Below are 20,105 nucleotides of genomic sequence, written 5' to 3' on the forward strand. Positions count from 1 at the left end.
TGGGGCTCTCGCTTTAGCGGAATTTATAATGCGCTCGCAAGCTGAGTTTGGCTTCGTTTAAAGTTCGCCACTCAAATCAGCGCAATTTCATTAAACGCCTTTTGCAGGCGCCTGTCAAGTCTTACTCCACGCCCACCAAATCTGTAGACAGCAGGTTCAAATCAAGTTGCGTGGTCGAGTTTGGGGGCAACTGTTTTTTGCTCATATCACTGCGTGCAGACTCAATCCGGTTCAAATATGCAGCATCAATATCGCCAGTGACATATTTGCCATCAAAGCAGCTGCAATCAAACTCCTGGAGGTGAGGATTAGACTTGGTAATACTTTCACGCAACGCATCGAGGTCCTGGTAAATCAAGGCATCCGCACCAATTTCGGCACAGATTTCTTCATCGGTACGATTGGTGGCCAACAGTTCGTGACGGCTAGGCATATCGATGCCATACACATTTGGATAGCGTACCGGAGGTGCCGCAGAGGCAAAATATACCTTGTTGGCGCCGGCATCTCTTGCCATCTGAACAATTTGCTGTGAAGTCGTACCGCGCACAATGGAGTCATCGACCAGCAGCACATTCTTGCCTTTAAATTCAATACCAATCGGGTTCAGCTTCTGGCGTACGGATTTTTTGCGCAAGGCTTGACCCGGCATGATAAACGTCCGGCCAATATAACGGTTCTTGATAAAGCCTTCACGGTAATCCAACCCCAGGGCAATGCCTAACTGCAAGGCACTTGGTCGGCTTGTATCCGGAATAGGAATCACCACATCAATCTGCTTATCGGCCCATTCACGCTTGATTTTTTCAGCCAGCAAGGTGCCCATATCCAAACGGGTTTGGTACACCGAGACGCCGTCGATGACAGAATCAGGACGGGCAAGATACACATACTCAAAAATACAGGAAGTCAGCTTTGGATTTTCGGCGCACTGGCGGCTAAACAGGTTGCCGTCCATATCGATAAACACCGCTTCGCCTGGCTCTACATCGCGCACAATGCTAAAACCCAACACATCGAGGGCTACGCTCTCAGAAGCCACAATATACTCTGTACCTTTGTCAGTCTCTTGCTTGCCGATGACCAATGGGCGAATGCCGTGCGGGTCACGGAAGGCCAGTAAACCGAAGTTGGCAATCATGGCCACTACCGCATACGCGCCTTTGCAACGCCTGTGTACGCCAGCGACAGCATCAAACACCATATCGCTGTTCAGCAACGCGCTTTTTGAGGTAGCTTCAATTTCGTGTGCCAGCACATTTAACAATACTTCGGAGTCTGAACTGGTATTGATGTGGCGTAGATCCTGCCTGAACATTTCGGATTTTAATTGTTCTGAATTGGTCAGGTTGCCGTTATGGCCCAATACAATACCGAATGGGGAATTGACGTAGAAAGGCTGCGCTTCAGCGGCACTGGAAGAGCCAGCTGTTGGGTAACGGACATGGGCAATACCCACATTACCGATTAAGTTACGCATGTGGCGCGTATGAAATACATCCTTCACCAGGCCATTATTTTTGTGCATGTGGAAAGTGTTGCCATCACAGGTGACGATACCAGCAGCATCCTGACCACGGTGCTGTAATACCAGCAATCCATCGTAGAGCAACTGATTCACCGGGTTCTTGCCTACAATACCGATAATTCCACACATAGTGACATCCTATCAAACACTCGATTACAAATTAAATAGTAGACTCATCTACCGGCTGCTGGTCCAAATGCACGTGCTCCGCAATACTAGATGGCATCCAGGGGAGCAATTTCAAGACCAGTGCCTCTACAGGGGCACTGAGCATGGCATTTGTCCAACGTATATCTTTTGGCAAATCAGTCATGGCCGCCAGCATGGCCAGGATACATACAATCAGCACACCCTTGGCAGTGCCAGCAACCCCACCAAGCACCCTGTTAAAACCACCCATACCAATGGCTTTCAGGAGAGTGGTTAACAACAGAGCACATAAGGCGCAGACAAACAGGACCAGTAAAAATACGATTAAAAAAGCTGCCATGGCCTTAATCGCTTCACCAGGGATTTGCTCAGGCATGTAATGCATTACTTGGCTGTTAAACCGGTTGGCCAAATAAAAAGCCAGCACCCAGCCCAGCACAGAGAAAAGCTCATGTATCGCTCCGCGCATCAGCCCCACCAGAATAGAGAAACCTATGATGCCCAGTACCAAGTAATCAAAAATGGTCATAACCTATCAGGACTTGGTTGCCACAATACCGCTAAACCCTGCTGCCTGCAGTTTTTGTAATGCTGCCGCAGCCTCATTGCGGGTCGCGTAAGTGCGCGTACGCAAACGTAGCTTCTGCCCGGCGGCATCTACACTTTCAGTGGCAGTTTCAAACCCGGCCTGCTTCAGTTTGGATTGCAGATTTTCCAAGTTCTTGGGATCTGAAAAAACGCCAAACTGCACAAAAAACTTACCACTTTTTTTATCGGATGCTGCTGGCTCTTCTTTAGGTTTGGCCGGCGCAACTTTGGGTTCAACTTTGGGTTCAACTTTGGGTTCAACTTTGGGTTCAACTTTGGGTTCAACTTTGGGTTCAACTTTGGGTTCAACAGTCACATGCTTGGTTGGCGCTGGTGGTTCTGGCATCACGACTGGCTTGGGCGCCTCTACTTTAGCGAGTTTTTGCGGCTCAGCGGCCACAGTGTTTGCTGGCGTTGCAGCGTCTTCGATATGGGCTTCAGCCACCTGTGCAGCCTGGGGTGTGTTTGGTGTATTGGCAGCAGAGGCTATTTCGTTATCGATGACCACCTCATCATCGGGTAACTCAAGGATGGGTTCACGATTGGCCTGGCGGTTAACAACCGTGATTTCAACATTGTCGTGACTGGATTCGACCACTCTGTCTTTAAGCACAAAAGGCAGGATAATCAACATCAGGACCACCAGGGCAATTGCCCCTACCAACCGCCTGCGAGCGGTTTTTTTGAGCAACAGTTCGTTGTCGGTCACAGCATCTCTAGCCATAATGTTTTGAAGTTCTCACTCAGGTCAATGCGCAAACAGGACAGCCTTTACAAGGCCCACTGATCAGGCGTTAATTCCAGTATCGCGGCCACCGTAAAGAATGAACCGAACACAATGATTTTATCATTTTTTGCAGCCTTTTTATAAGCAGACTGTAATGCAGCGGCCAAATCAGCATACGGGTAAATATGTTGGGGAGAAACATATGGGCTTAAACAGGCTTGCAGGAAGTCTATGCTGGCGGCGCGAGGATGCTGTATAGGTGCAACATGCCACTCATCAATCGCATTATGCAAAATATCTACCACGCTGGCGATATCTTTGTCAGACAGCATGGAAAACACGGCAATCACTTTTCCACCTTCTACGCTGAGGCGCTGCAAATTATCGCGCAAGGCACGGGCAGCATGGGGGTTATGCGCCACATCCAGAATCACATCAGGTGAGCGGTGCCAATACTGGAACCTGCCGGTCACCTCTGTCCCAGTCAGTGCCTGTAATAGCTGCGCTTCTGCCACGGGCAATCTGTCATGCAGTGAGCGCACGGCAAACATCACATTGGCGGCATTGTTCCATTGATATCGGCCAAACAAACTTAAGCTGCCAATATCCAGTTGACCGTGCGCATCACGATAGTGGGCTTTTTGCGTATCACTGACATCAATCTGGTAATCGATTCCAAAGCGATTCAATGTCACTCCCAGGGAGCGGGCATACAGCAACAAAGAGGCGGGAGGATGGGCATCACCGCAAATAGCTATCTGCTGCGGGCGATAGATGCCTGCTTTTTCATGACCAATCAATTCACGCGTATCGCCAAGGAACTCCATATGATCCAGGTCGACATTGGTCACGATGGCACAATCCGCATCGACGATATTTACCGCATCCAGACGCCCGCCCAAACCAACTTCAAGCACTACGACATCAAGAGGTTCTTGTTCAAAGGCCCACAATGCGGCCAAGGTACCCATCTCAAAATAAGTCAGCGTGATATCAGCACGCGCTTGCTCTACCGCAGCAAACGCGTCACATAATTGCTTATCCGCGATTTCTTCGCCATTGAAGCGCACGCGTTCCTGATAATGCAAGAGATGCGGGGAGGTGTAACAACCAACGCGGTAACCGGACAAAGTGTAAATACGCTCAAGCATGGCACAAGTCGATCCTTTACCATTGGTCCCCCCGACAGTAATGACGGTAAAGGGAAATTTCAATTGCAAGCGGTTTGCGACAGTTTGTACACGGCCCAAACCCATTTCAATGGATTTGGGATGCAGCGATTCGATGTAACCGAGCCAGTCTTCAACGGTTTTTGGCAGCTCGGGTATCACAGGTGGCATCAGGCAGCTTTGGTTAGATTCAACAAGCTGGACAATAACTGACTCAGTTTTGCACGCATTTCACGGCGGTCTATGATCATATCAATGGCACCGTGCGTCAGCAGGAATTCTGCGCGCTGAAAACCCTCCGGCAAAGTTTCGCGAACGGTCTGCTCAATCACGCGCGGCCCGGCAAAACCAATTAGCGCATTCGGCTCAGCCACAATCACATCGCCAAGCATGGCAAAACTGGCAGACACGCCACCCATAGTCGGATCAGTCAGCACGGAAACATAAGGTAGTCCGGCCTCAGACAATTTGGTCAATGCCGCACTGGTTTTAGCCATTTGCATCAATGACAAAAGCCCTTCCTGCATACGCGCACCGCCACTGGCAGAAATACAGATAAATGCACATTTATTCTCGATTGCTGCCTGCACGCCGCGCACAAAACGCTCACCGACCACAGACCCCATGGAACCACCCATGAACTTGAATTCAAACACCGCGGCGACCACAGGCACGCTTTCTATCGTACCGCGCATGACAATCAGTGCATCTTTTTCTTTTACATCACGCTGTGCAGCTTTCATACGCTCAGCATAAGTTTTACTATCCTTGAACTTCAACGCATCCACTGGCGTGACATCGGCCCCAATCTCAACACGTCCTTCTGCATCAAGCAGTACATTGAGACGATCACGCGCACCCAAACGATGGTGATGTCCACATTGAGGACACACCTCCAGGTTGGCATCCAGATCTGTCCGGTAAAGAACCGTCTGGCAGGAATCGCATTTATGCCACAGCCCCTCAGGCACATTGCGCTTCTGTACGGAGCCAACGGCGCGTTTAATCTTTTGTGGAATCTTGTCTAACCAACTCATAATCTCTCCTGCTTAAATATTGCGATGAGGTATAGTTTCGCTCTTGGCGGACTATACGGAATCAATCGCAGTACGCAATTCCTTCATTAATGCCTGCACATTATTGATCAGATTATTTGCATCCGACCCCTCAATCGCCAGCACCATACGGCTACCCACCACCACCGCATCAGCAATCGCAGCCACTTCACGGGCTGTCGCAGCGTCTTTCACACCAAAACCTACGCCAATTGGCAGGCTGGTTTGCTTGCGAATCTCAGCGACACGCTTTTTAACTTCAGTAATATCCAGGTTGGCAGCACCCGTCACGCCCTTGAGGGAAACATAGTAAAGAAAGCCCGTTGCCTGTTTCACAATCAAGTCTGTACGCGATGGTTCTGTCGTAGGCGACAACAGGAAAATGCTATCCATTCCCGCATCGGCGAGCTCGCGGTTAAATGCTTCGCACTCTTCTGGTGGATAATCCACCGTCAGCACGCCATCTACCCCCGCCTCTTTAGCCAAGGCTACAAATTTCGCACTCCCCATCGCCTCTATGGGATTGGCATAGCCCATCAGCACAATCGGCGTGTTTTGATTGGTTTCACGGAAGGTTTTCACCATTTCCAGGACCTTGCGCAGGCCCATTTTATGCATCAGGGCGCGCTCGCTGGCGCGCTGAATCACAGGGCCGTCAGCCATCGGGTCAGAAAACGGGACGCCAAGCTCAATCATGTCTGCCCCGGAACTGACCAACGTATGCATCAACGTCACTGTTTGGTCAGGATCCGGGTCACCTGCTGTGATATACGGAATCAGCGCCTTTTTACCTTGCGCTTTGAGTGCAGAAAATACAGATTGAATGCGTGACATAAGAATATTTTTTTAATGAACTCAAATAATGACGTGTTTTGCCACCCTGCCGAACGATGAACTCACCCCTCAGATCGGCAGGCGTATCAGCGTCACAGTGTAATGTTAGCCAGGCGTGCCACCGTATTAATGTCTTTATCACCACGACCAGACAAGTTCACCAGAACGACCTGGTCTGGGGACATGGTTTTTGCCATTTTCTCGGCATGTGCCAGTGCATGACTAGTTTCCATAGCAGGAATAATGCCTTCAGTACGGCACAGATTATGAAAGGCCGCCATGGCCTCATCATCGGTAATGGCCACATATTCAGCACGCTTGATATCTTTTAACCAGGCATGCTCAGGACCTACGCCCGGATAATCAAGACCTGCAGAAATCGAATGCGTCTCGATGATATTGCCATCCTCGTCCTGCATGAGGTAAGTACGGTTACCATGCAACACACCAATCGGACTATTTGCGGTCAGTGGCGCCGCATGCTGGCCGGTATGCAGTCCATGTCCGCCAGCCTCTACACCTATCAGGCGTACTCCTTCGACATCAATGTAAGGATAGAAAATACCCATGGCGTTTGAACCACCGCCAACACAGGCCACCACGGCATCTGGCTGTCGGCCTATCATTTCCTGCATTTGCTCTTTGGCTTCAATGCCAATCACCGCCTGGAAATCACGCACCATCATCGGATAAGGATGTGGGCCTGCCACAGTACCGATAATGTAGAAAGTATTAGAGATATTGGTGACCCAGTCACGCATGGCTTCATTCAATGCGTCTTTCAGAGTTTTGGAACCACTTTCGACGGGGACTACTGTGGCACCCAACAGCTTCATGCGGAAGACATTCGGCGCCTGGCGCTTGACGTCTTCTGCACCCATATAGACAACACATTCCAGGCCTAAACGTGCAGCAATCGTGGCCGTTGCCACGCCATGCTGGCCGGCACCCGTTTCGGCGATAACGCGAGGCTTACCCATGCGCTTGGCCAGTAAAGCCTGGCCGATTGTATTATTGATTTTATGCGCACCGGTGTGGTTTAAATCTTCGCGCTTAAGATAAATTTGCGCACCCCCCACTTTTTCTGACAGACGCTTGGCATGATAAATCGGGCTGGGTCGTCCAACAAAATGCTTGAGGTCGTAAGCGAACTCAGCCAGGAATTCAGGATCATGACGATATTTTTCATACATCACGCGCAGTTCTTCCAAGGCTTCCACCAAGGTTTCTGCAACAAAAACGCCGCCGAAAGGGCCAAAATGGCCGCGCTCATCAGGCATGTCATAGACTTTCATGCGTTACTCCGTCTCTCGTTTGTTACTCTAACCACCCATTACGTGCAGCATCACACTGCATCACCTGCTGCATGAATGCAGCTATTTTTTGTGAGGATTTAATTCCCTTTTCTGCCTCAACACCACCACTGACATCCAAAGCATAAGGGCGTACCTGAAGCATGGCCTGGGTCACATTATCAGGATTCAAACCACCAGCCAGAACTAGCGGCTTTTGCATACCAGCCGGGATCATTGACCAGTCAAAGGCCTCTCCTGTTCCACCTACCGCTTTTTCTGAATAGGTATCCAGCAATAATGCTGTCGCCGATGCAAAATCAAGCTCGCATTGTATCAAATTTACCCCTGGTTTGACGCGGATTGCTTTGTAATATGGCAGATTAAATTGCGCGCAATAGTCCGCAGACTCATCCCCGTGAAACTGCAAACAATCCAGGCCTGCGATCACGATCGCCTCACGCACTTCACTGGCTGTAGCATTCACAAACAAACCGACTTTGCTGACGAATGGCGGCAACATCACCGTGATCGCCTGCACCTGAGCGGGCAGGACAGCACGTGGGCTAGGGGCATAAAACACAAACCCTAACGCATCTGCACCTGCACTAATCGCTTCTAATGCATCCTGCTGACGTGTGATACCACAAATTTTAACTCTGGTTCTTGTCATCAAATATCCTGATTTCCCTCATCCCAGCGCGCCTCGCAATGAGGTAATTGCCAGCCAGCATCGTAATCGACACCGGTGAAATACAAACCATCGGGCATAAATGTGGGTGGTGAAAGTCGCCTGTCCTTATGCTCAAGCAACTCAGCAAACCCACTCACACTGAGCTTGCCCTGTCCGACATAGACTAACGCGCCCACCATATTACGAATCTGGTGCTGCAAAAACGCATTTGCCCGAAAACTGAAAATGAAGTATCTGCCATGCTGGATAACATCCGCCCGCTGCATAGTTCGTACCGGACTGCTTGCCTGGCACTCGCTGGCGCGAAAAGCACTAAAATCATGTTCACCGACCAGTAACTGAATGGCTAGTTGCATCACATCAGTATTAAGCGGCCTATGATACCAGCCTACACGGCCGTGCTGGCTAGCGGGGGCAACTGGATGGTTAAACAATATATATTGATAGCTGCGGGCGCGGGCACTAAACCGGGCATGGAAATCATCCGCCACCTCATTTGCCCACAATACCCGTACCCATGCGGGCAAATGGGCATTCGTGCCGCGTATCCAGGCACTTAATGGTCTGACCACGGAAGTTTCAAAATGTGCCACTTGCATCAATGCATGCACGCCAGTGTCGGTCCGTCCAGCAGCGTGTAATCGCACAGGCTTGCCCCCCACCTGCGCTATCGCCCTTTCCAGGGCATCCTGAACACCTGCGGCATTCGGCTGGCTTTGCCACCCTTGAAAATAGGCGCCGTGATATTCAATGCCAATCGCAATTTTCATGGCGCCTAGTATAAGTGCTGCATGCAATAACACCTAATGCAACAGTTAAAAATAAACAAGGCCGGAAATCCCGGCCTTGTGTTACGCAATTTTAGAGAGCAACTCGTTGGCGCGCTGTCGCTGACGCTCGCCTCCTTCGGCCAGCACCTCCTCAATCAGTTCCTTGGCACCGATGGCATCTTCCATATCTATGTATGCCTGGATCAAGTCCAGCTTGGTATTCACTTCTTCCGGCTCATCTTCCGGTATCTCTAGGCTTGTAGCTGAGGTATCGGCGACATCAAGAGAAATCTCTGGAAATGCAACTTCGTCCGAAGTAGCTGCAGGTGGTGCGACTTCATTTAAAGACTCGACTGGAGATGCCAGGTTGATCTCATCAATATCCAATACGTCATCATCAGACGCCTGCTTCGTTGTATCTTTTGGACCACCCAGCTCTAGTGACAACTCTGGTAAAGACTCAAAAACGGCATCTTCGGTCGAGAGCGTTTGTTCTCCACTGCCAATTGATAATGACTTGTTGGCACTCGTTTCAGCCACACTGACATCATCCTCCAGGTTCAATGAAGGCAAGTCCAGTGACTTAGGTGTTAACTCCACATCAGCATCCATGGATACATCATCATTCAAAACGGTTTGGCCAGAAGGCTCAACTTCGAAACGGAGAGGTTCTTCAGCTTCCGGCTCTGCTGCAACTTCAGCTGCAGATGATGCTAACTCGCGCGGCGCCTCATCAGGCTGTGTATCCGCAAAATCAATCGATGGCTCAACCTGGAGTGCATTCGTGGTCTCAGTTTCAGGTTGCAAACCAGTGACTTCATTCGTCTCATTTTGTGCAGCGACACCCTCCTTGCGTTCATCCGAGGCTTGCTCCTCAGATGCGCTGGCAGCAGCGACGGCTTGCGAAGCCTCATCAAACTCCAGTACTGGCGCCTCAAAGTTGAAGTTATATCCCTCTTCTTCAGCTTGCGCTTCATCGGCTGCAATCACAGCAGGCTGTACTAATTGTGCACTAGCATCTTCTGCGGAAACCGTACCATACAGCGGATTTTCCGGGTCCACTTTCTGGCCCATGGCGGTCACTTTGGACCAGGTAGCATCTGCCGGGCCTACTTTGGCATACAACTCACTGGCCAATGATTCAAAAGCGACTTTATTGCCAGTCGCCTGATAAATCTCAAGCAATTTCAACTTGAGCTCCTGGCGTTCTGGATCTTTCTGGATCGCATCCTTAAGGATTTCTTCAGCTTGAGCATCACGGCCATATGCCATGTAGACTTCAGCTTCTGCAATCGGGTCTACATCATGCGAATCTATCATGCCTCCGACGCCACTTTGCGAGAAGTCAGTCAGGAAGGAAGTATCGCCGGAAGCAGCAGCCTGTGTATCACCAAATACGGTGTTATTTTGCATCTCGGTCGCTGGCGAGGTCACAATCACGTCTTCAAACGTATCAATCTGTTTTTTACGACGTATCCTGATCAAGGCCCAGACACACAGCAATATTGGCAGTGCGATCAAAGCCCAGGGCAATACCGGGCTAATGTTTTTCAGACGCTCGAGCAACACATGCATAAATGAAGGCGGTTGACCAGTCTCCTCCGCAAAGGTTGCAGGTACTGGCGGCTCAGCCTTGGCTGGCGGCTGCTCAGCAGCAAGCTTATCCTGTGCTTCTGGAGGTGGTGCCGTTTGAGCTTGCTCCGCAGGTTTTTCCTGTGTTGCAGGCTCTGTTTTTACCCCAGCTTGGGATTCGGTCGCCTGCGCAGCATTTTTCTCAGCCTGCGCCATGGCGTTATTCTTCATTTCCATGAGCTTCTTCATGTCTGCAACTTGCTTCTCTAGCGCCGCAGCACGCGATTGCTCTTCTTTAATGGCATTTTCCTTGGCAGTCGCCTCTTCCTGCGCAGCGGTTGCTTTGCTAGCTGCCTTATCTGCCTGTGAGGTCGATTTCTCATCTCCCGCAGATAACTTCAATACATCTTTTCCAGCGTTGGCTTGCGAGGCTGGCTTGTCACCTGCACTGCCGATCTTGCCAGCCGATTGCTGGGCATTCCCGCCCATGTTGCTTGGCTCAGACTCTTTAACCACTTTAGCCAATGTGTTTTTGTAAGCTAGCCAATTCGCCGTGTGCTCTGCGACCAGGCTCCTGGCTTGCGGTCGGCTGATACTGTCCAGAGTGGCCTGATCAGGCATCCGAATAATCTTTCCAACTTTTAGACGGTTCATGTTCTTGCCATCAAATGCCTGCTGGTTGGATTGATACAAAGCAGCCAGCATTTGCTCGGTGCTGATATTGTCAGGTTTCATCTGCCGGGCAATTGCATATAAGGTATCGCCACGTTCTGTGGTCACTGAATCCGAAGGGGTCTCAGTGGTTTCAGGGGTTTCTTTAGGGGTGGCCTTTGCCTTGACTGACTTTGCCGACTTTTTCGGCGCAATTGCAGCAGGCTCCTTTGGCAACGTTTGGGTGGCTGGAGTAGCAGGTTGAATCGAACTAGGGGATGGTGCTGGCTGGCTGGCAATGGGCAAGCCAGCCGATTCGGAAACATAATTGGAGTTAAAACCTGGAGGATCAAGTAAAAGCGTATACTCTTTGACCAGACGACCTGTCGGCCAATCGACCTGGATCAACATGTCTAGGAAAGCCTCGGTAATTGGCTGCGTACTACTTAACTTGAGTACAGGCTGACCTTTGGTGTTATTGCCAACTTCAATCTTGATAAATGGGTAAGAAGCCGGTTTCTCCAGCATCTGGTCCTGATAGACCTGTTCACTGGCTAACGCTGCCTGAATACTATTCAGTTCATTAGGCGTCACCGCCAATAGCTCAATTTCCGCATTCAGCGGTTCCCCAAGTTTTGAGCTGGAAATCATGGTCCCTAAACCGGCTGCGTGCACCGAAAAGGCTGTACTCAAACTCAAGGCAAAGGCTATTTTTTTTAATTGAAATTTACTCACCGATTAACCCTTAGTAATTCATGGCGTTTGTCAAAATAGCATCATTCACACAGCCACGCAAGCGCACCCAGGCTGCTTGAGAGCAATAAACAGATGGATTTGAGGCTACAGTAACCATTAAACAGGATTGCACCAAAAGCAAAAGCCCGAAAAGACCATGATTTTATTGATAAATCATAGCTTTACGGGCTGCTACTTAAACAATTACTTAAGATTCGACCAGAATCCTCAACATTCTGCGCAAAGGTTCTGCAGCGCCCCATAACAACTGGTCACCTACGGTAAATGCTGACAGGTATTCACCACCCATCGCCAGTTTGCGCAAACGCCCTACTGGCGTCGTCAGCGTGCCGGTAATCGCTGCAGGGGTGAGCTCCCGCATGCTGACCTCTCGCTCATTTGGAATGACTTTAGCCCAGTCGTTCGCTTCAGCCAGCATCTGATTGATTTCATCCAGTGGCACATCTTTGCGCAGCTTGATAGTCAACGCCTGGGAATGGCACCGCATGGCACCGATACGCACACACAGACCGTCAATCACAATCGGGTTCGCTTCACGACCTAAAATCTTGTTGGTCTCTACGCCGCCCTTCCATTCTTCTTTACTTTGACCATTCCCTAAGTCCTTGTCGATCCATGGGATCAGACTGCCAGCCAATGGCACGCCAAAGTTAGATTTAGGCAACTCTTCGCTGCGGATGGTATCCGCCACTGTTTTATCGATCTGCAAAATGGCAGAAGCTGGATCTGCCAGCAAATCAGCGACGGAGGCATTCAGTACGCCCATCTGGCTAATCAGTTCACGCATATTCTGTGCGCCTGCGCCTGAAGCCGCCTGGTAGGTCATGGAAGTGGCCCACTCGACCAAGTCAGCCTTAAACAGGCCATTCAGTGCCATCAACATAAGTGAGACGGTACAGTTGCCGCCGATCCAGTTTTTGCCGCCATTGGACAATGCATCTTTAATCACATGCATGTTCACCGGGTCTAAAATGATCACGGAGTCTTTTTCCATGCGTAAGGTAGAGGCCGCATCGATCCAGTGACCGCTCCAGCCAGTTGCCCTCAATTGCGGAAACACCTCGCTGGTGTAATCCCCGCCCTGACAAGTGACGATCACATCCATCTGGCGTAAAGCGTCAATATTCTTGGCATCTTCAAGCGCAGGCGAATCCTTCCCAACTTGAGGCGCCGCCCCACCTGTTTGCGAAGTCGTGAAAAATTGCGGCTCAATATCCGCAAAATCGTTTTCCTGCATCATGCGCTGCATCAGCACGGAACCAACCATGCCACGCCAGCCTACAAACCCTACTTTTAACATAGTGACTCGATATTTCAGCCGGTCAAACCGGCATTACAGTAATTATTTGGAAGATTTTTGAACAGCTTCACCCGCTTGTTCAATATCCTTGCCCATGCCATTGATCGTATTGCACCCTGCCAATACCAACACCGCCAGCACCAATGTCATCCACTTTGCCATCTTTACTCTCCCAAGCATTAATCTCTAAAGTTACCAAATTTTAAAGGAAAATCAGTAATACTCTTTTTCACAAACGCAATTGCCTCTTGTAAGACATCACGCTTGGCACCATTCACCCGCACCGTGTCGCCCTGAATCGTCGCCTGCACTTTCATGCCGCTGTCTTTGATCAGTTTCGTGATCTTTTTTGCCAGGTCACTGTCGATCCCGTCACGCACACGCAACTCCTGCTTGACCTTGTTACCAGAAACCTTTTGCACATCTTTGTGTTCCAACCTCTTGGAGGATTCAGGCTCTTTTTTCTCCATGGCTGGCAAAAGGATATCTTTCACCTGGTCAAGCTGAAAGTCATTATCGCCAAACAGGGTAATCACTTTATCTTTTTCGTTGAACTCAACCTTGGCCGACGTGCCTTTGAAATCATACCGATTGGTGATCTGCTTCACAGACGCATCAATCGAGTTTTTCAAATTGACCATATCGACTTCAGATGTAATATCAAAACTTGGCATATTTAACCTTCACAAGCGATGACAGGACAAGGCGTGAGCGCGCAGACAGTACAACTCAGTACGGCAAGCGTTCACAACGCAGTCCTGTCGAGCAGTCACAATTATTCGAAGTGGCAGACGTAGTCTACTGTTTCTATTGTCTCAATATCAAAACTGGAATTCCCCGGCACCGTGAATTTCTCACCGCCTTTGTAAGTAGTCCAGTTCTCTTCGCCTTTTTGACGTACCTTGCATACACCGTCATTAATTTCCATCAACTCTGGAGAGCCAGTGTTGAAAGTCAATGTACTTGGAAAAATCACACCGACAGTGCAACGTGTTCCGTTCGGAAACAACACGGTATGACTCACACATTTGCCATCAAAATACACGTTGGCTTTCTTTTTTACACTGACGTTATCAAATTGCGCCATTTTAAATTCCTATTTAATTTCAATATGCTGCAAATAAGAGATGGACTATATCACATCAAAAACTGAGCGAGCAGGATGAGTTGCAAGGCGCACAGCACGGAGAAACCGGAATGTACATGAGTACATGAGGATTTCGAGTACTGCGCAACACCGCAAATCGCCTACGTAGCCAGTTTTACATGGCCGCCACGATCTGGTCACCCATCTCGGAGCAAGAAACTTTCTTCGTGCCCTCTTCATAAATGTCACCCGTGCGGTAGCCAGCAGCCAATACTTTTTTCACTGCGTTCTCAATACGTGTCGCAGCAGCCTCGTTATCAAAGCTGTAACGCAACATCATGGCTGCAGATAAAATGGTCGCAATCGGGTTAGCCAGGTTTTTACCGGCGATATCAGGCGCTGAGCCGTGTGATGGCTCATAAAGACCTTTTTTGCTTTCATTCAGTGAGGCTGAAGCCAGCATGCCGATGGAACCAGTCAACATGGAAGCTTCGTCAGACAGGATGTCACCAAAGATATTACCGGTCACCATCACGTCAAACTGTTTTGGATTGCGGATCAACTGCATGGCGGCATTGTCCACGTACATATGGCTCAGCTCCACTTCCGGGTATTCTTTTGCCACATCAATGACAATCTCTTTCCAGAATTCAGTGGTTTCCAGCACGTTGGCTTTGTCGACAGAACACAACTTCTTGCCGCGTTTCATGGCGATGTCAAACGCCACATGCGCAATCCGGCGCACTTCTGGCTCGCTGTAAATCATGGTGTTGAAACCTTCGCGCACGCCTTGCTCATTGGTACGCATCCCGCGTGGCTGGCCAAAATATACGTCACCGGTCAGTTCGCGCACAATCATGATATCCAGACCGGCCACCACTTCTGGCTTCAGTGTAGAGGCATTCGCCAGCTCAGGGAACAACACCGCAGGACGCAGATTAGCGAACAAGCCCAAGTCCTTGCGAATGGCAAGCAGACCACGCTCAGGACGCAACGGGCGATCCAGGTTGTCGTACTGCGGGCCACCGACTGCACCCAGCAATACTGCATCGGCTTTACGACAGATTTCCTGCGTAAACTCAGGGTATGGATGACCGTACTGGTCATAGGCCTGGCCACCGAGCGGCGCTTCGGTGAAGGTCATGTCCAGACCTTCTTTTTTCAAGACTTCCAGTACGCGCAAGGCTTGCGCAATAATTTCCGGACCAATGCCATCACCAGGCAACACTGCAATATTTAATGCCATTATTTTTTCCTTAAACTTAATATTCTTTTGTCATTCCTACTCAGGTGTGCCAATTGAAGCTTGCCTGGATTCCCGCCTTCGCGGGAATGACGGATCACGCGAACAACCAGGGCTGCGACGCCTTATGCTTTTCTTCAAATGTCTTGATTTTGTCTGCATGTTGCAAGGTCAGGCCAATTTCATCCAAACCGTTCAGCAGGTTGTGTTTACGGGTAGGCGTAATGTCAAAGCTGAATGACTTGCCAGATGGCGTGGTCACTGTTTGTGCTTCCAAATCCACATTAAGCGTGTAGCCTTCATGGGCGAAGCATTCTTTAAACAGGTTATCGACCTGCTCAGCAGACGCCACAATAGGTAAAATACCGTTTTTGTAGCAATTGTTAAAGAAAATATCCGCAAAGCTTGGTGCAATAATCACTCGGAAACCTTGGTCTTCAATCGCCCAAGGCGCATGCTCACGGGAGGAGCCACAACCAAAATTATCACGTGCCAGCAGCACTTGCGCGCCCTGGTAACGTGGCTGGTTGAGGACAAAATCCGGGTTCAGTGGTCGTGTGCTGCAATCCATGCCAGGCTCACCATAATTGGTGTAGCGCCACTCATCAAACAGATAAGGACCAAAGCCGGAACGCTTGATGGACTTCAAAAACTGTTTCGGGATAATCGCGTCCGTATCCACATTGGCACGATCCAGCGGGCAGACCAGGCCATTTAAAGTTGTAAATGCTTTCATAGTGTTCTCCTCTTATGCACTGCGCACATCAACAAAGTGACCTGCAATCGCAGCAGCAGCAGCCATTTCCGGGCTCACCAAGTGCGTACGGCCACCCGGGCCCTGACGGCCTTCAAAGTTACGGTTAGAGGTCGAGGCGCAACGCTCACCGGGACTCAAACGGTCTGAGTTCATCGCCAGGCACATGGAGCAGCCGGGTTCACGCCATTCAAAACCGGCTTCAATAAAGATTTTATCCAGGCCTTCAGCCTCTGCCTGGCGCTTCACCTGGCCAGAACCCGGCACCACCATGGCGAGCTTGATATTGCCAGCCACCTTTTTGCCTTTGGCGACGCTGGCCGCCGCGCGCAAATCTTCAATGCGGGAGTTGGTGCAAGAGCCGATAAAGATTTTATCCAGTTGAATTTGGTCAATCGGCGTATTGGCGGTCAGGCCCATGTATTTCAGGGCATTCTCAATACTGGTGCGCTTGGTTGCATCCGTTTCCTGTGAAGGATCGGGCACGGTAGAGCCGATAGGCAATACTTGCTCAGGAGAAGTCCCCCAGGTCACTTGTGGCGCAATCTCGGCACCATTTAATACCACCACGGTATCAAATGTGGCGTCAGTATCTGATTTCAATGTGTTCCAGTAGGCCACTGCCTTGGTCCAGTTCTCACCTTTAGGCGCATGCAAACGGCCTTCAAGATAAGCAGAGGTTTTTTCGTCTGGCGCCACCAGGCCTGCACGGGCACCGGCTTCAATCGCCATGTTACACAGGGTCATGCGGCCTTCCATGGACAAGCCACGAATCACATCCCCACCGAACTCAATGGCGTAGCCGGTACCGCCAGCGGTACCGATTTTACCGATAATGGCCAGTGCCACATCTTTTGCAGTGACGCCTTTACCTAATTGACCATCCACGCGTACCAACATGCTTTTGGATTTTTTAGCCACCAGTGTTTGTGTTGCCAATACATGTTCAACTTCGGAGGTACCAATCCCGTGAGCCAACGCACCGAAAGCACCATGAGTAGACGTATGGCTGTCACCACAAACCACGGTCATGCCTGGCAGTGTGGTGCCATTTTCAGGCCCAATGACATGGATAATGCCCTGGTCTTTGTTTTTAAACGGGAAATACACCAACGCACCAAACTCTTTGATGTTGTTGTCCAGTGTTTCCACTTGCAGGCGAGAAATCGGGTCTTCAATGCCCTTGTCCCAGTCTTTAGTTGGTGTATTGTGGTCAGGGTTAGCCACAATGCTGGAATTGCGCCATGGCTTGCGCCCTGCGATACGCAGACCTTCAAACGCCTGCGGGCTGGTCACTTCATGGACCAGGTGACGGTCGATATAAATCAAACAGGTGCCATCCGCTTCTTCGTGCACCACGTGCGATTCCCATAATTTGTCGTACAGCGTTTTGCCTGCCATGACAGTTCCTTTCTTACCATGCAAATATTGATAAAACCCGCGCAGAATACCTAAGTTTTAATACCCTTACAAGAAGATAGTTTATACTAGTATTAACACTACTACTTTAATGCTGTTTTTATCATGCAAGCCATTGAACCAACAGGTAAAACAATTGTGGATACCCGCCGTCAGGAACTGGCTGAATTTTTGCAGGCCATGCGTCAACGAGGCAGCCCTGAAGAATTTGGTTTCCCATCAGGCTCCCGACGCCGCACCCAAGGTTTGCGACGGGAAGAAGTGGCGCAGCTGGCAGGCATCAGTGCCACCTGGTATACCTGGATAGAACAGGCCCGCGAAGTGAATGTCTCGGCGGATGCCTTAGCCCGGCTGGCTACTGCACTTAAATTAAGCAAGTCTGAACGCAGTTATTTATTCGACATGGCTGACCGCCGCGATCCGCAAGCACATCATGCCGAAGTGGACACTGCGCCAGAAACCTTAGTCGCCATGCTGGCCGAAATACAGATTCCAGCCTATATCATGGGCCGTACCTGGGATATCCTGGCCTGGAACCCACCTGCGGGAGCCTTATTTACCGGGCTGCTGGATAAGGAGTGGCCATCAGACCAACGCCCTAACCTACTACGGTTTGTATTTATTTACCCAACAGCCAGAGAGTTTGTGGTGAATTGGGAGATGCGGGCACGACGACTGGTGGCGGAGTTCAGGGCAGATAGCCGCTCTCGCCTCGAAGAGCCTGACGTCAAGCAGTTGGTGGATGAGCTCAGCAATGCCAGCATGGAGTTTGCGCAATTCTGGAAACAGCACGATGTGCTGGAAAGACAAGGTGGGCAACGCGAGTTTCAGCATCCACAATCTGGGTTTATTCAATTCCAGCAGGTCACCTTACGCCCGGTGGAACAAGAACATTTAAAACTGGTGTTACTGCAACCTGCCTGATCAGGCAGCCACCCTAGGCTTAACGGTTTGCACCAGTTTGTATTCCAGCGCATCCTTCAGCGCCAGCCAGGAGGCCTGGATAATGTCAGAGGATACGCCTATCGTGGCCCAGCTGGAATGCTGGTCGGAAGATTCGATCAGCACGCGCACTTTGGCAGCCGTCGCCAGGTTTGAATCGAGTACGCGTACCTTGTAATCAATCAGCTTGATATCCTTGATGGCAGGATAAAACGGCTCCAAGGCTTTACGCATGGCTTTGTCCAGCGCATTTACAGGGCCATCCCCCTGCGCTGTCGCCGCAGTCTCCTGTCCACGCACACTTAGATGGATGCTGACAGAAGAGTTGAGGCCATCTGCCGAAGGCTCATAGATATTGACGTTGTATTGCTTCAGGCTGAAAAAAGGCTCAAACTTGCCCAGCAGTTTTTGCATTAACAGCTCAAAAGAACTCTCGGCATTTTCAAACTGGTAGCCTTCATGCTCGAGTGCTTTTAAATGCTCCAGGATATTAATGGCCGCTTCAGACTCTTTGGTCAGTGTCGGGTCTAGCTGTTGCAGCTTTCGTAAAATCGCGCCACGCCCTGCCACTTCAGACACCAAAATCTGCCGCTCGTTACCCACCGTGCCTGGGTTGATGTGTTCGTACGACTTAGGGTTTTTATTCACGGCATCAATATGCATGCCGCCTTTATGCGCAAAGGCATCCTGACCCACATAAGGCGCTTTGTCGTTGAAAGCGACGTTCGCCACTTCACTCACAAAGCGGGCCGCGGCAGTGAGCTCCGAAAGCTGCACTTCAGAAATACAATCCAGGCCGAGTTTGAGCTGCACATTAGGGATAATCGACACCAGGTTGGCATTGCCGCAGCGCTCGCCGATGCCATTCATAGTGCCCTGCACTTGAACGGCGCCCGCCTGGACAGCGGCCACAGAGTTGGCGACAGCCATTTCGCAATCGTTGTGGCAATGAATGCCAATCTGCACTGACGGAAACTGTTTAACAACGGTCTCAGTCACGGCGAAGATTTCATTTGGGAAAGTGCCGCCGTTGGTGTCACACAAGGCTAGCACATCCGCCCCGGCATCCACCGCCGCTTGCAGCGTCTGCATGGCGTAAGCGGGATTGGCTTTATAGCCATCGTAGAAGTGTTCTGCGTCAAACACCACTTCTTTGCCCTGCGCTTTCAAGTAAGCAATGGTGTCACCTATCATCGCCAGATTTTCTTGCAAGGTCGTCCGCAAAATGTCGGTGACCTGGTAATCCCAGCTTTTGCCAAAAATCGCCACCGCTTCGGTATTCGCTGATAACAGCGATTGCAGGTTTTTATCCTCCGCAGCGGTGATACCGATACGGCGTGTGCTGCCAAAAGCAATGATTTTGGCGTGCTGCAATGTCAATTCGCCAACGCGCGCGAAAAACTCCAGATCTTTAGGATTAGAGCCCGGGTTCCCCGCTTCAATATAGCCGATGCCCAGTTGGTCCAGGCGTTGCACGACCTTGAGCTTATCCTCAACTGAAAACGAGACTCCCTGTGCCTGCGCGCCATCACGCAGGGTGGAATCATAGGCAATGACGCGTCGGTTGGCCATAA

19 protein-coding genes are annotated in these 20,105 nt (G+C 50.3%); 1 reads left to right on the plus strand and 18 read right to left on the minus strand.

What is annotated here, in order from left to right:
- Positions 1 to 121: 121 nt before the first annotated feature.
- The 17 genes from purF to leuC all read right to left on the minus strand — a co-directional run bounded on the left by purF (position 122) and on the right by leuC (position 17,571).
- Positions 122 to 1,657: an amidophosphoribosyltransferase gene (gene purF, locus ACJ67_RS08260; protein ID WP_049638665.1), complete on the minus strand. Its 1,536-nt coding sequence runs from the start codon at positions 1,655 to 1,657 to the stop codon at positions 122 to 124.
- 31 nt (positions 1,658 to 1,688) lie between these two features.
- On the minus strand, positions 1,689 to 2,207 hold the full coding sequence (locus ACJ67_RS08265) for a CvpA family protein (protein ID WP_049638666.1): 519 nt from the start codon (positions 2,205 to 2,207) through the stop codon (positions 1,689 to 1,691).
- Between the two features lie 6 nt (positions 2,208 to 2,213).
- The gene (locus tag ACJ67_RS08270) at positions 2,214 to 2,990 is read right to left on the minus strand and encodes an SPOR domain-containing protein (protein WP_049638667.1); all 777 of its coding nucleotides are present in this window, start codon (positions 2,988 to 2,990) and stop codon (positions 2,214 to 2,216) included.
- Between the two features lie 47 nt (positions 2,991 to 3,037).
- Positions 3,038 to 4,333 carry a bifunctional tetrahydrofolate synthase/dihydrofolate synthase gene (gene folC / locus ACJ67_RS08275; protein ID WP_082163970.1) on the minus strand — a complete coding sequence of 432 codons (1,296 nt, stop codon included), beginning with the start codon at positions 4,331 to 4,333 and terminating at the stop codon, positions 3,038 to 3,040.
- Complete coding sequence (accD, locus tag ACJ67_RS08280) at positions 4,333 to 5,199, minus strand: acetyl-CoA carboxylase, carboxyltransferase subunit beta (protein WP_049638668.1); 867 nt, start codon at positions 5,197 to 5,199, stop codon at positions 4,333 to 4,335. Before accD ends, folC begins: the two co-directional genes overlap by 1 nt.
- A 51-nt stretch (positions 5,200 to 5,250) precedes the next feature.
- Positions 5,251 to 6,051 (minus strand): tryptophan synthase subunit alpha, encoded by an 801-nt coding sequence (gene trpA / locus ACJ67_RS08285; RefSeq protein ID WP_049638669.1) that lies wholly within the window; start codon positions 6,049 to 6,051, stop codon positions 5,251 to 5,253.
- A 92-nt stretch (positions 6,052 to 6,143) separates the two neighbouring features.
- On the minus strand, positions 6,144 to 7,346 hold the full coding sequence (trpB, locus tag ACJ67_RS08290) for a tryptophan synthase subunit beta (protein ID WP_018985133.1): 1,203 nt from the start codon (positions 7,344 to 7,346) through the stop codon (positions 6,144 to 6,146).
- Positions 7,347 to 7,368: 22 nt separating this feature from the next.
- On the minus strand, positions 7,369 to 8,016 hold the full coding sequence (locus tag ACJ67_RS08295; RefSeq protein WP_049638670.1) for a phosphoribosylanthranilate isomerase: 648 nt from the start codon (positions 8,014 to 8,016) through the stop codon (positions 7,369 to 7,371).
- Entirely contained in the window at positions 8,016 to 8,807 is a 792-nt protein-coding gene (truA, locus tag ACJ67_RS08300) for a tRNA pseudouridine(38-40) synthase TruA (protein WP_049638671.1), read from the minus strand. The genes ACJ67_RS08295 and truA overlap by 1 nt, the downstream gene beginning before the upstream one ends.
- 81 nt (positions 8,808 to 8,888) lie before the next feature.
- Positions 8,889 to 11,765 (minus strand): FimV/HubP family polar landmark protein, encoded by a 2,877-nt coding sequence (locus ACJ67_RS08305; RefSeq protein ID WP_049638672.1) that lies wholly within the window; start codon positions 11,763 to 11,765, stop codon positions 8,889 to 8,891.
- Positions 11,766 to 11,973: 208 nt separating this feature from the next.
- On the minus strand, positions 11,974 to 13,086 hold the full coding sequence (asd, locus tag ACJ67_RS08310; protein WP_049638673.1) for an aspartate-semialdehyde dehydrogenase: 1,113 nt from the start codon (positions 13,084 to 13,086) through the stop codon (positions 11,974 to 11,976).
- 42 nt (positions 13,087 to 13,128) lie between these two features.
- Positions 13,129 to 13,248, minus strand: coding sequence for an entericidin A/B family lipoprotein (locus ACJ67_RS08315; protein WP_156171663.1), 120 nt, complete (start codon positions 13,246 to 13,248; stop codon positions 13,129 to 13,131).
- Between the two features lie 17 nt (positions 13,249 to 13,265).
- Positions 13,266 to 13,760 carry a YajQ family cyclic di-GMP-binding protein gene (locus ACJ67_RS08320; RefSeq protein ID WP_049638674.1) on the minus strand — a complete coding sequence of 165 codons (495 nt, stop codon included), beginning with the start codon at positions 13,758 to 13,760 and terminating at the stop codon, positions 13,266 to 13,268.
- A 101-nt stretch (positions 13,761 to 13,861) separates the two neighbouring features.
- The gene (locus tag ACJ67_RS08325) at positions 13,862 to 14,173 is read right to left on the minus strand and encodes a pyrimidine/purine nucleoside phosphorylase (RefSeq protein WP_049638675.1); all 312 of its coding nucleotides are present in this window, start codon (positions 14,171 to 14,173) and stop codon (positions 13,862 to 13,864) included.
- Between the two features lie 175 nt (positions 14,174 to 14,348).
- A complete protein-coding gene (leuB, locus tag ACJ67_RS08330) occupies positions 14,349 to 15,419 on the minus strand; it encodes a 3-isopropylmalate dehydrogenase (RefSeq protein WP_049638676.1) in 1,071 nt (356 codons plus the stop codon).
- Between the two features lie 94 nt (positions 15,420 to 15,513).
- Positions 15,514 to 16,152 carry a 3-isopropylmalate dehydratase small subunit gene (gene leuD, locus ACJ67_RS08335; RefSeq protein ID WP_049638677.1) on the minus strand — a complete coding sequence of 213 codons (639 nt, stop codon included), beginning with the start codon at positions 16,150 to 16,152 and terminating at the stop codon, positions 15,514 to 15,516.
- A 12-nt stretch (positions 16,153 to 16,164) separates the two neighbouring features.
- Positions 16,165 to 17,571 carry a 3-isopropylmalate dehydratase large subunit gene (leuC, locus tag ACJ67_RS08340; RefSeq protein WP_049638678.1) on the minus strand — a complete coding sequence of 469 codons (1,407 nt, stop codon included), beginning with the start codon at positions 17,569 to 17,571 and terminating at the stop codon, positions 16,165 to 16,167.
- Between the two features lie 123 nt (positions 17,572 to 17,694).
- Between leuC and ACJ67_RS08345 the strand changes: the two genes are divergently transcribed.
- Complete coding sequence (locus ACJ67_RS08345) at positions 17,695 to 18,513, plus strand: helix-turn-helix transcriptional regulator (protein WP_231587129.1); 819 nt, start codon at positions 17,695 to 17,697, stop codon at positions 18,511 to 18,513.
- Here ACJ67_RS08345 and cimA read toward each other — a convergent pair whose 3' ends face one another.
- Positions 18,514 to 20,103 carry a citramalate synthase gene (gene cimA / locus ACJ67_RS08350; protein ID WP_049638679.1) on the minus strand — a complete coding sequence of 530 codons (1,590 nt, stop codon included), beginning with the start codon at positions 20,101 to 20,103 and terminating at the stop codon, positions 18,514 to 18,516.
- Positions 20,104 to 20,105 lie beyond the last annotated feature (2 nt).

This window comes from Methylophilus sp. TWE2, from assembly GCF_001183865.1.
Lineage (GTDB): Bacteria > Pseudomonadota > Gammaproteobacteria > Burkholderiales > Methylophilaceae > Methylophilus.

What these genes read in the sequence shown, in the direction of transcription:
- purF (WP_049638665.1), bottom strand. Translation starts at nt 1,657, where the DNA reads ATGTGTGGAATTATCGGTATTGTAGGCAAGAACCCGGTGAATCAGTTG.
- ACJ67_RS08265 (WP_049638666.1), bottom strand. Translation starts at nt 2,207, where the DNA reads ATGACCATTTTTGATTACTTGGTACTGGGCATCATAGGTTTCTCTATT.
- ACJ67_RS08270 (WP_049638667.1), bottom strand. Translation starts at nt 2,990, where the DNA reads ATGGCTAGAGATGCTGTGACCGACAACGAACTGTTGCTCAAAAAAACC.
- folC (WP_082163970.1), bottom strand. Translation starts at nt 4,333, where the DNA reads ATGCCACCTGTGATACCCGAGCTGCCAAAAACCGTTGAAGACTGGCTC.
- accD (WP_049638668.1), bottom strand. Translation starts at nt 5,199, where the DNA reads ATGAGTTGGTTAGACAAGATTCCACAAAAGATTAAACGCGCCGTTGGC.
- trpA (WP_049638669.1), bottom strand. Translation starts at nt 6,051, where the DNA reads ATGTCACGCATTCAATCTGTATTTTCTGCACTCAAAGCGCAAGGTAAA.
- trpB (WP_018985133.1), bottom strand. Translation starts at nt 7,346, where the DNA reads ATGAAAGTCTATGACATGCCTGATGAGCGCGGCCATTTTGGCCCTTTC.
- ACJ67_RS08295 (WP_049638670.1), bottom strand. Translation starts at nt 8,016, where the DNA reads ATGACAAGAACCAGAGTTAAAATTTGTGGTATCACACGTCAGCAGGAT.
- truA (WP_049638671.1), bottom strand. Translation starts at nt 8,807, where the DNA reads ATGAAAATTGCGATTGGCATTGAATATCACGGCGCCTATTTTCAAGGG.
- asd (WP_049638673.1), bottom strand. Translation starts at nt 13,086, where the DNA reads ATGTTAAAAGTAGGGTTTGTAGGCTGGCGTGGCATGGTTGGTTCCGTG.
- ACJ67_RS08315 (WP_156171663.1), bottom strand. Translation starts at nt 13,248, where the DNA reads ATGGCAAAGTGGATGACATTGGTGCTGGCGGTGTTGGTATTGGCAGGG.
- ACJ67_RS08320 (WP_049638674.1), bottom strand. Translation starts at nt 13,760, where the DNA reads ATGCCAAGTTTTGATATTACATCTGAAGTCGATATGGTCAATTTGAAA.
- ACJ67_RS08325 (WP_049638675.1), bottom strand. Translation starts at nt 14,173, where the DNA reads ATGGCGCAATTTGATAACGTCAGTGTAAAAAAGAAAGCCAACGTGTAT.
- leuB (WP_049638676.1), bottom strand. Translation starts at nt 15,419, where the DNA reads ATGGCATTAAATATTGCAGTGTTGCCTGGTGATGGCATTGGTCCGGAA.
- leuD (WP_049638677.1), bottom strand. Translation starts at nt 16,152, where the DNA reads ATGAAAGCATTTACAACTTTAAATGGCCTGGTCTGCCCGCTGGATCGT.
- leuC (WP_049638678.1), bottom strand. Translation starts at nt 17,571, where the DNA reads ATGGCAGGCAAAACGCTGTACGACAAATTATGGGAATCGCACGTGGTG.
- ACJ67_RS08345 (WP_231587129.1), top strand. Translation starts at nt 17,695, where the DNA reads ATGCAAGCCATTGAACCAACAGGTAAAACAATTGTGGATACCCGCCGT.
- cimA (WP_049638679.1), bottom strand. Translation starts at nt 20,103, where the DNA reads ATGGCCAACCGACGCGTCATTGCCTATGATTCCACCCTGCGTGATGGC.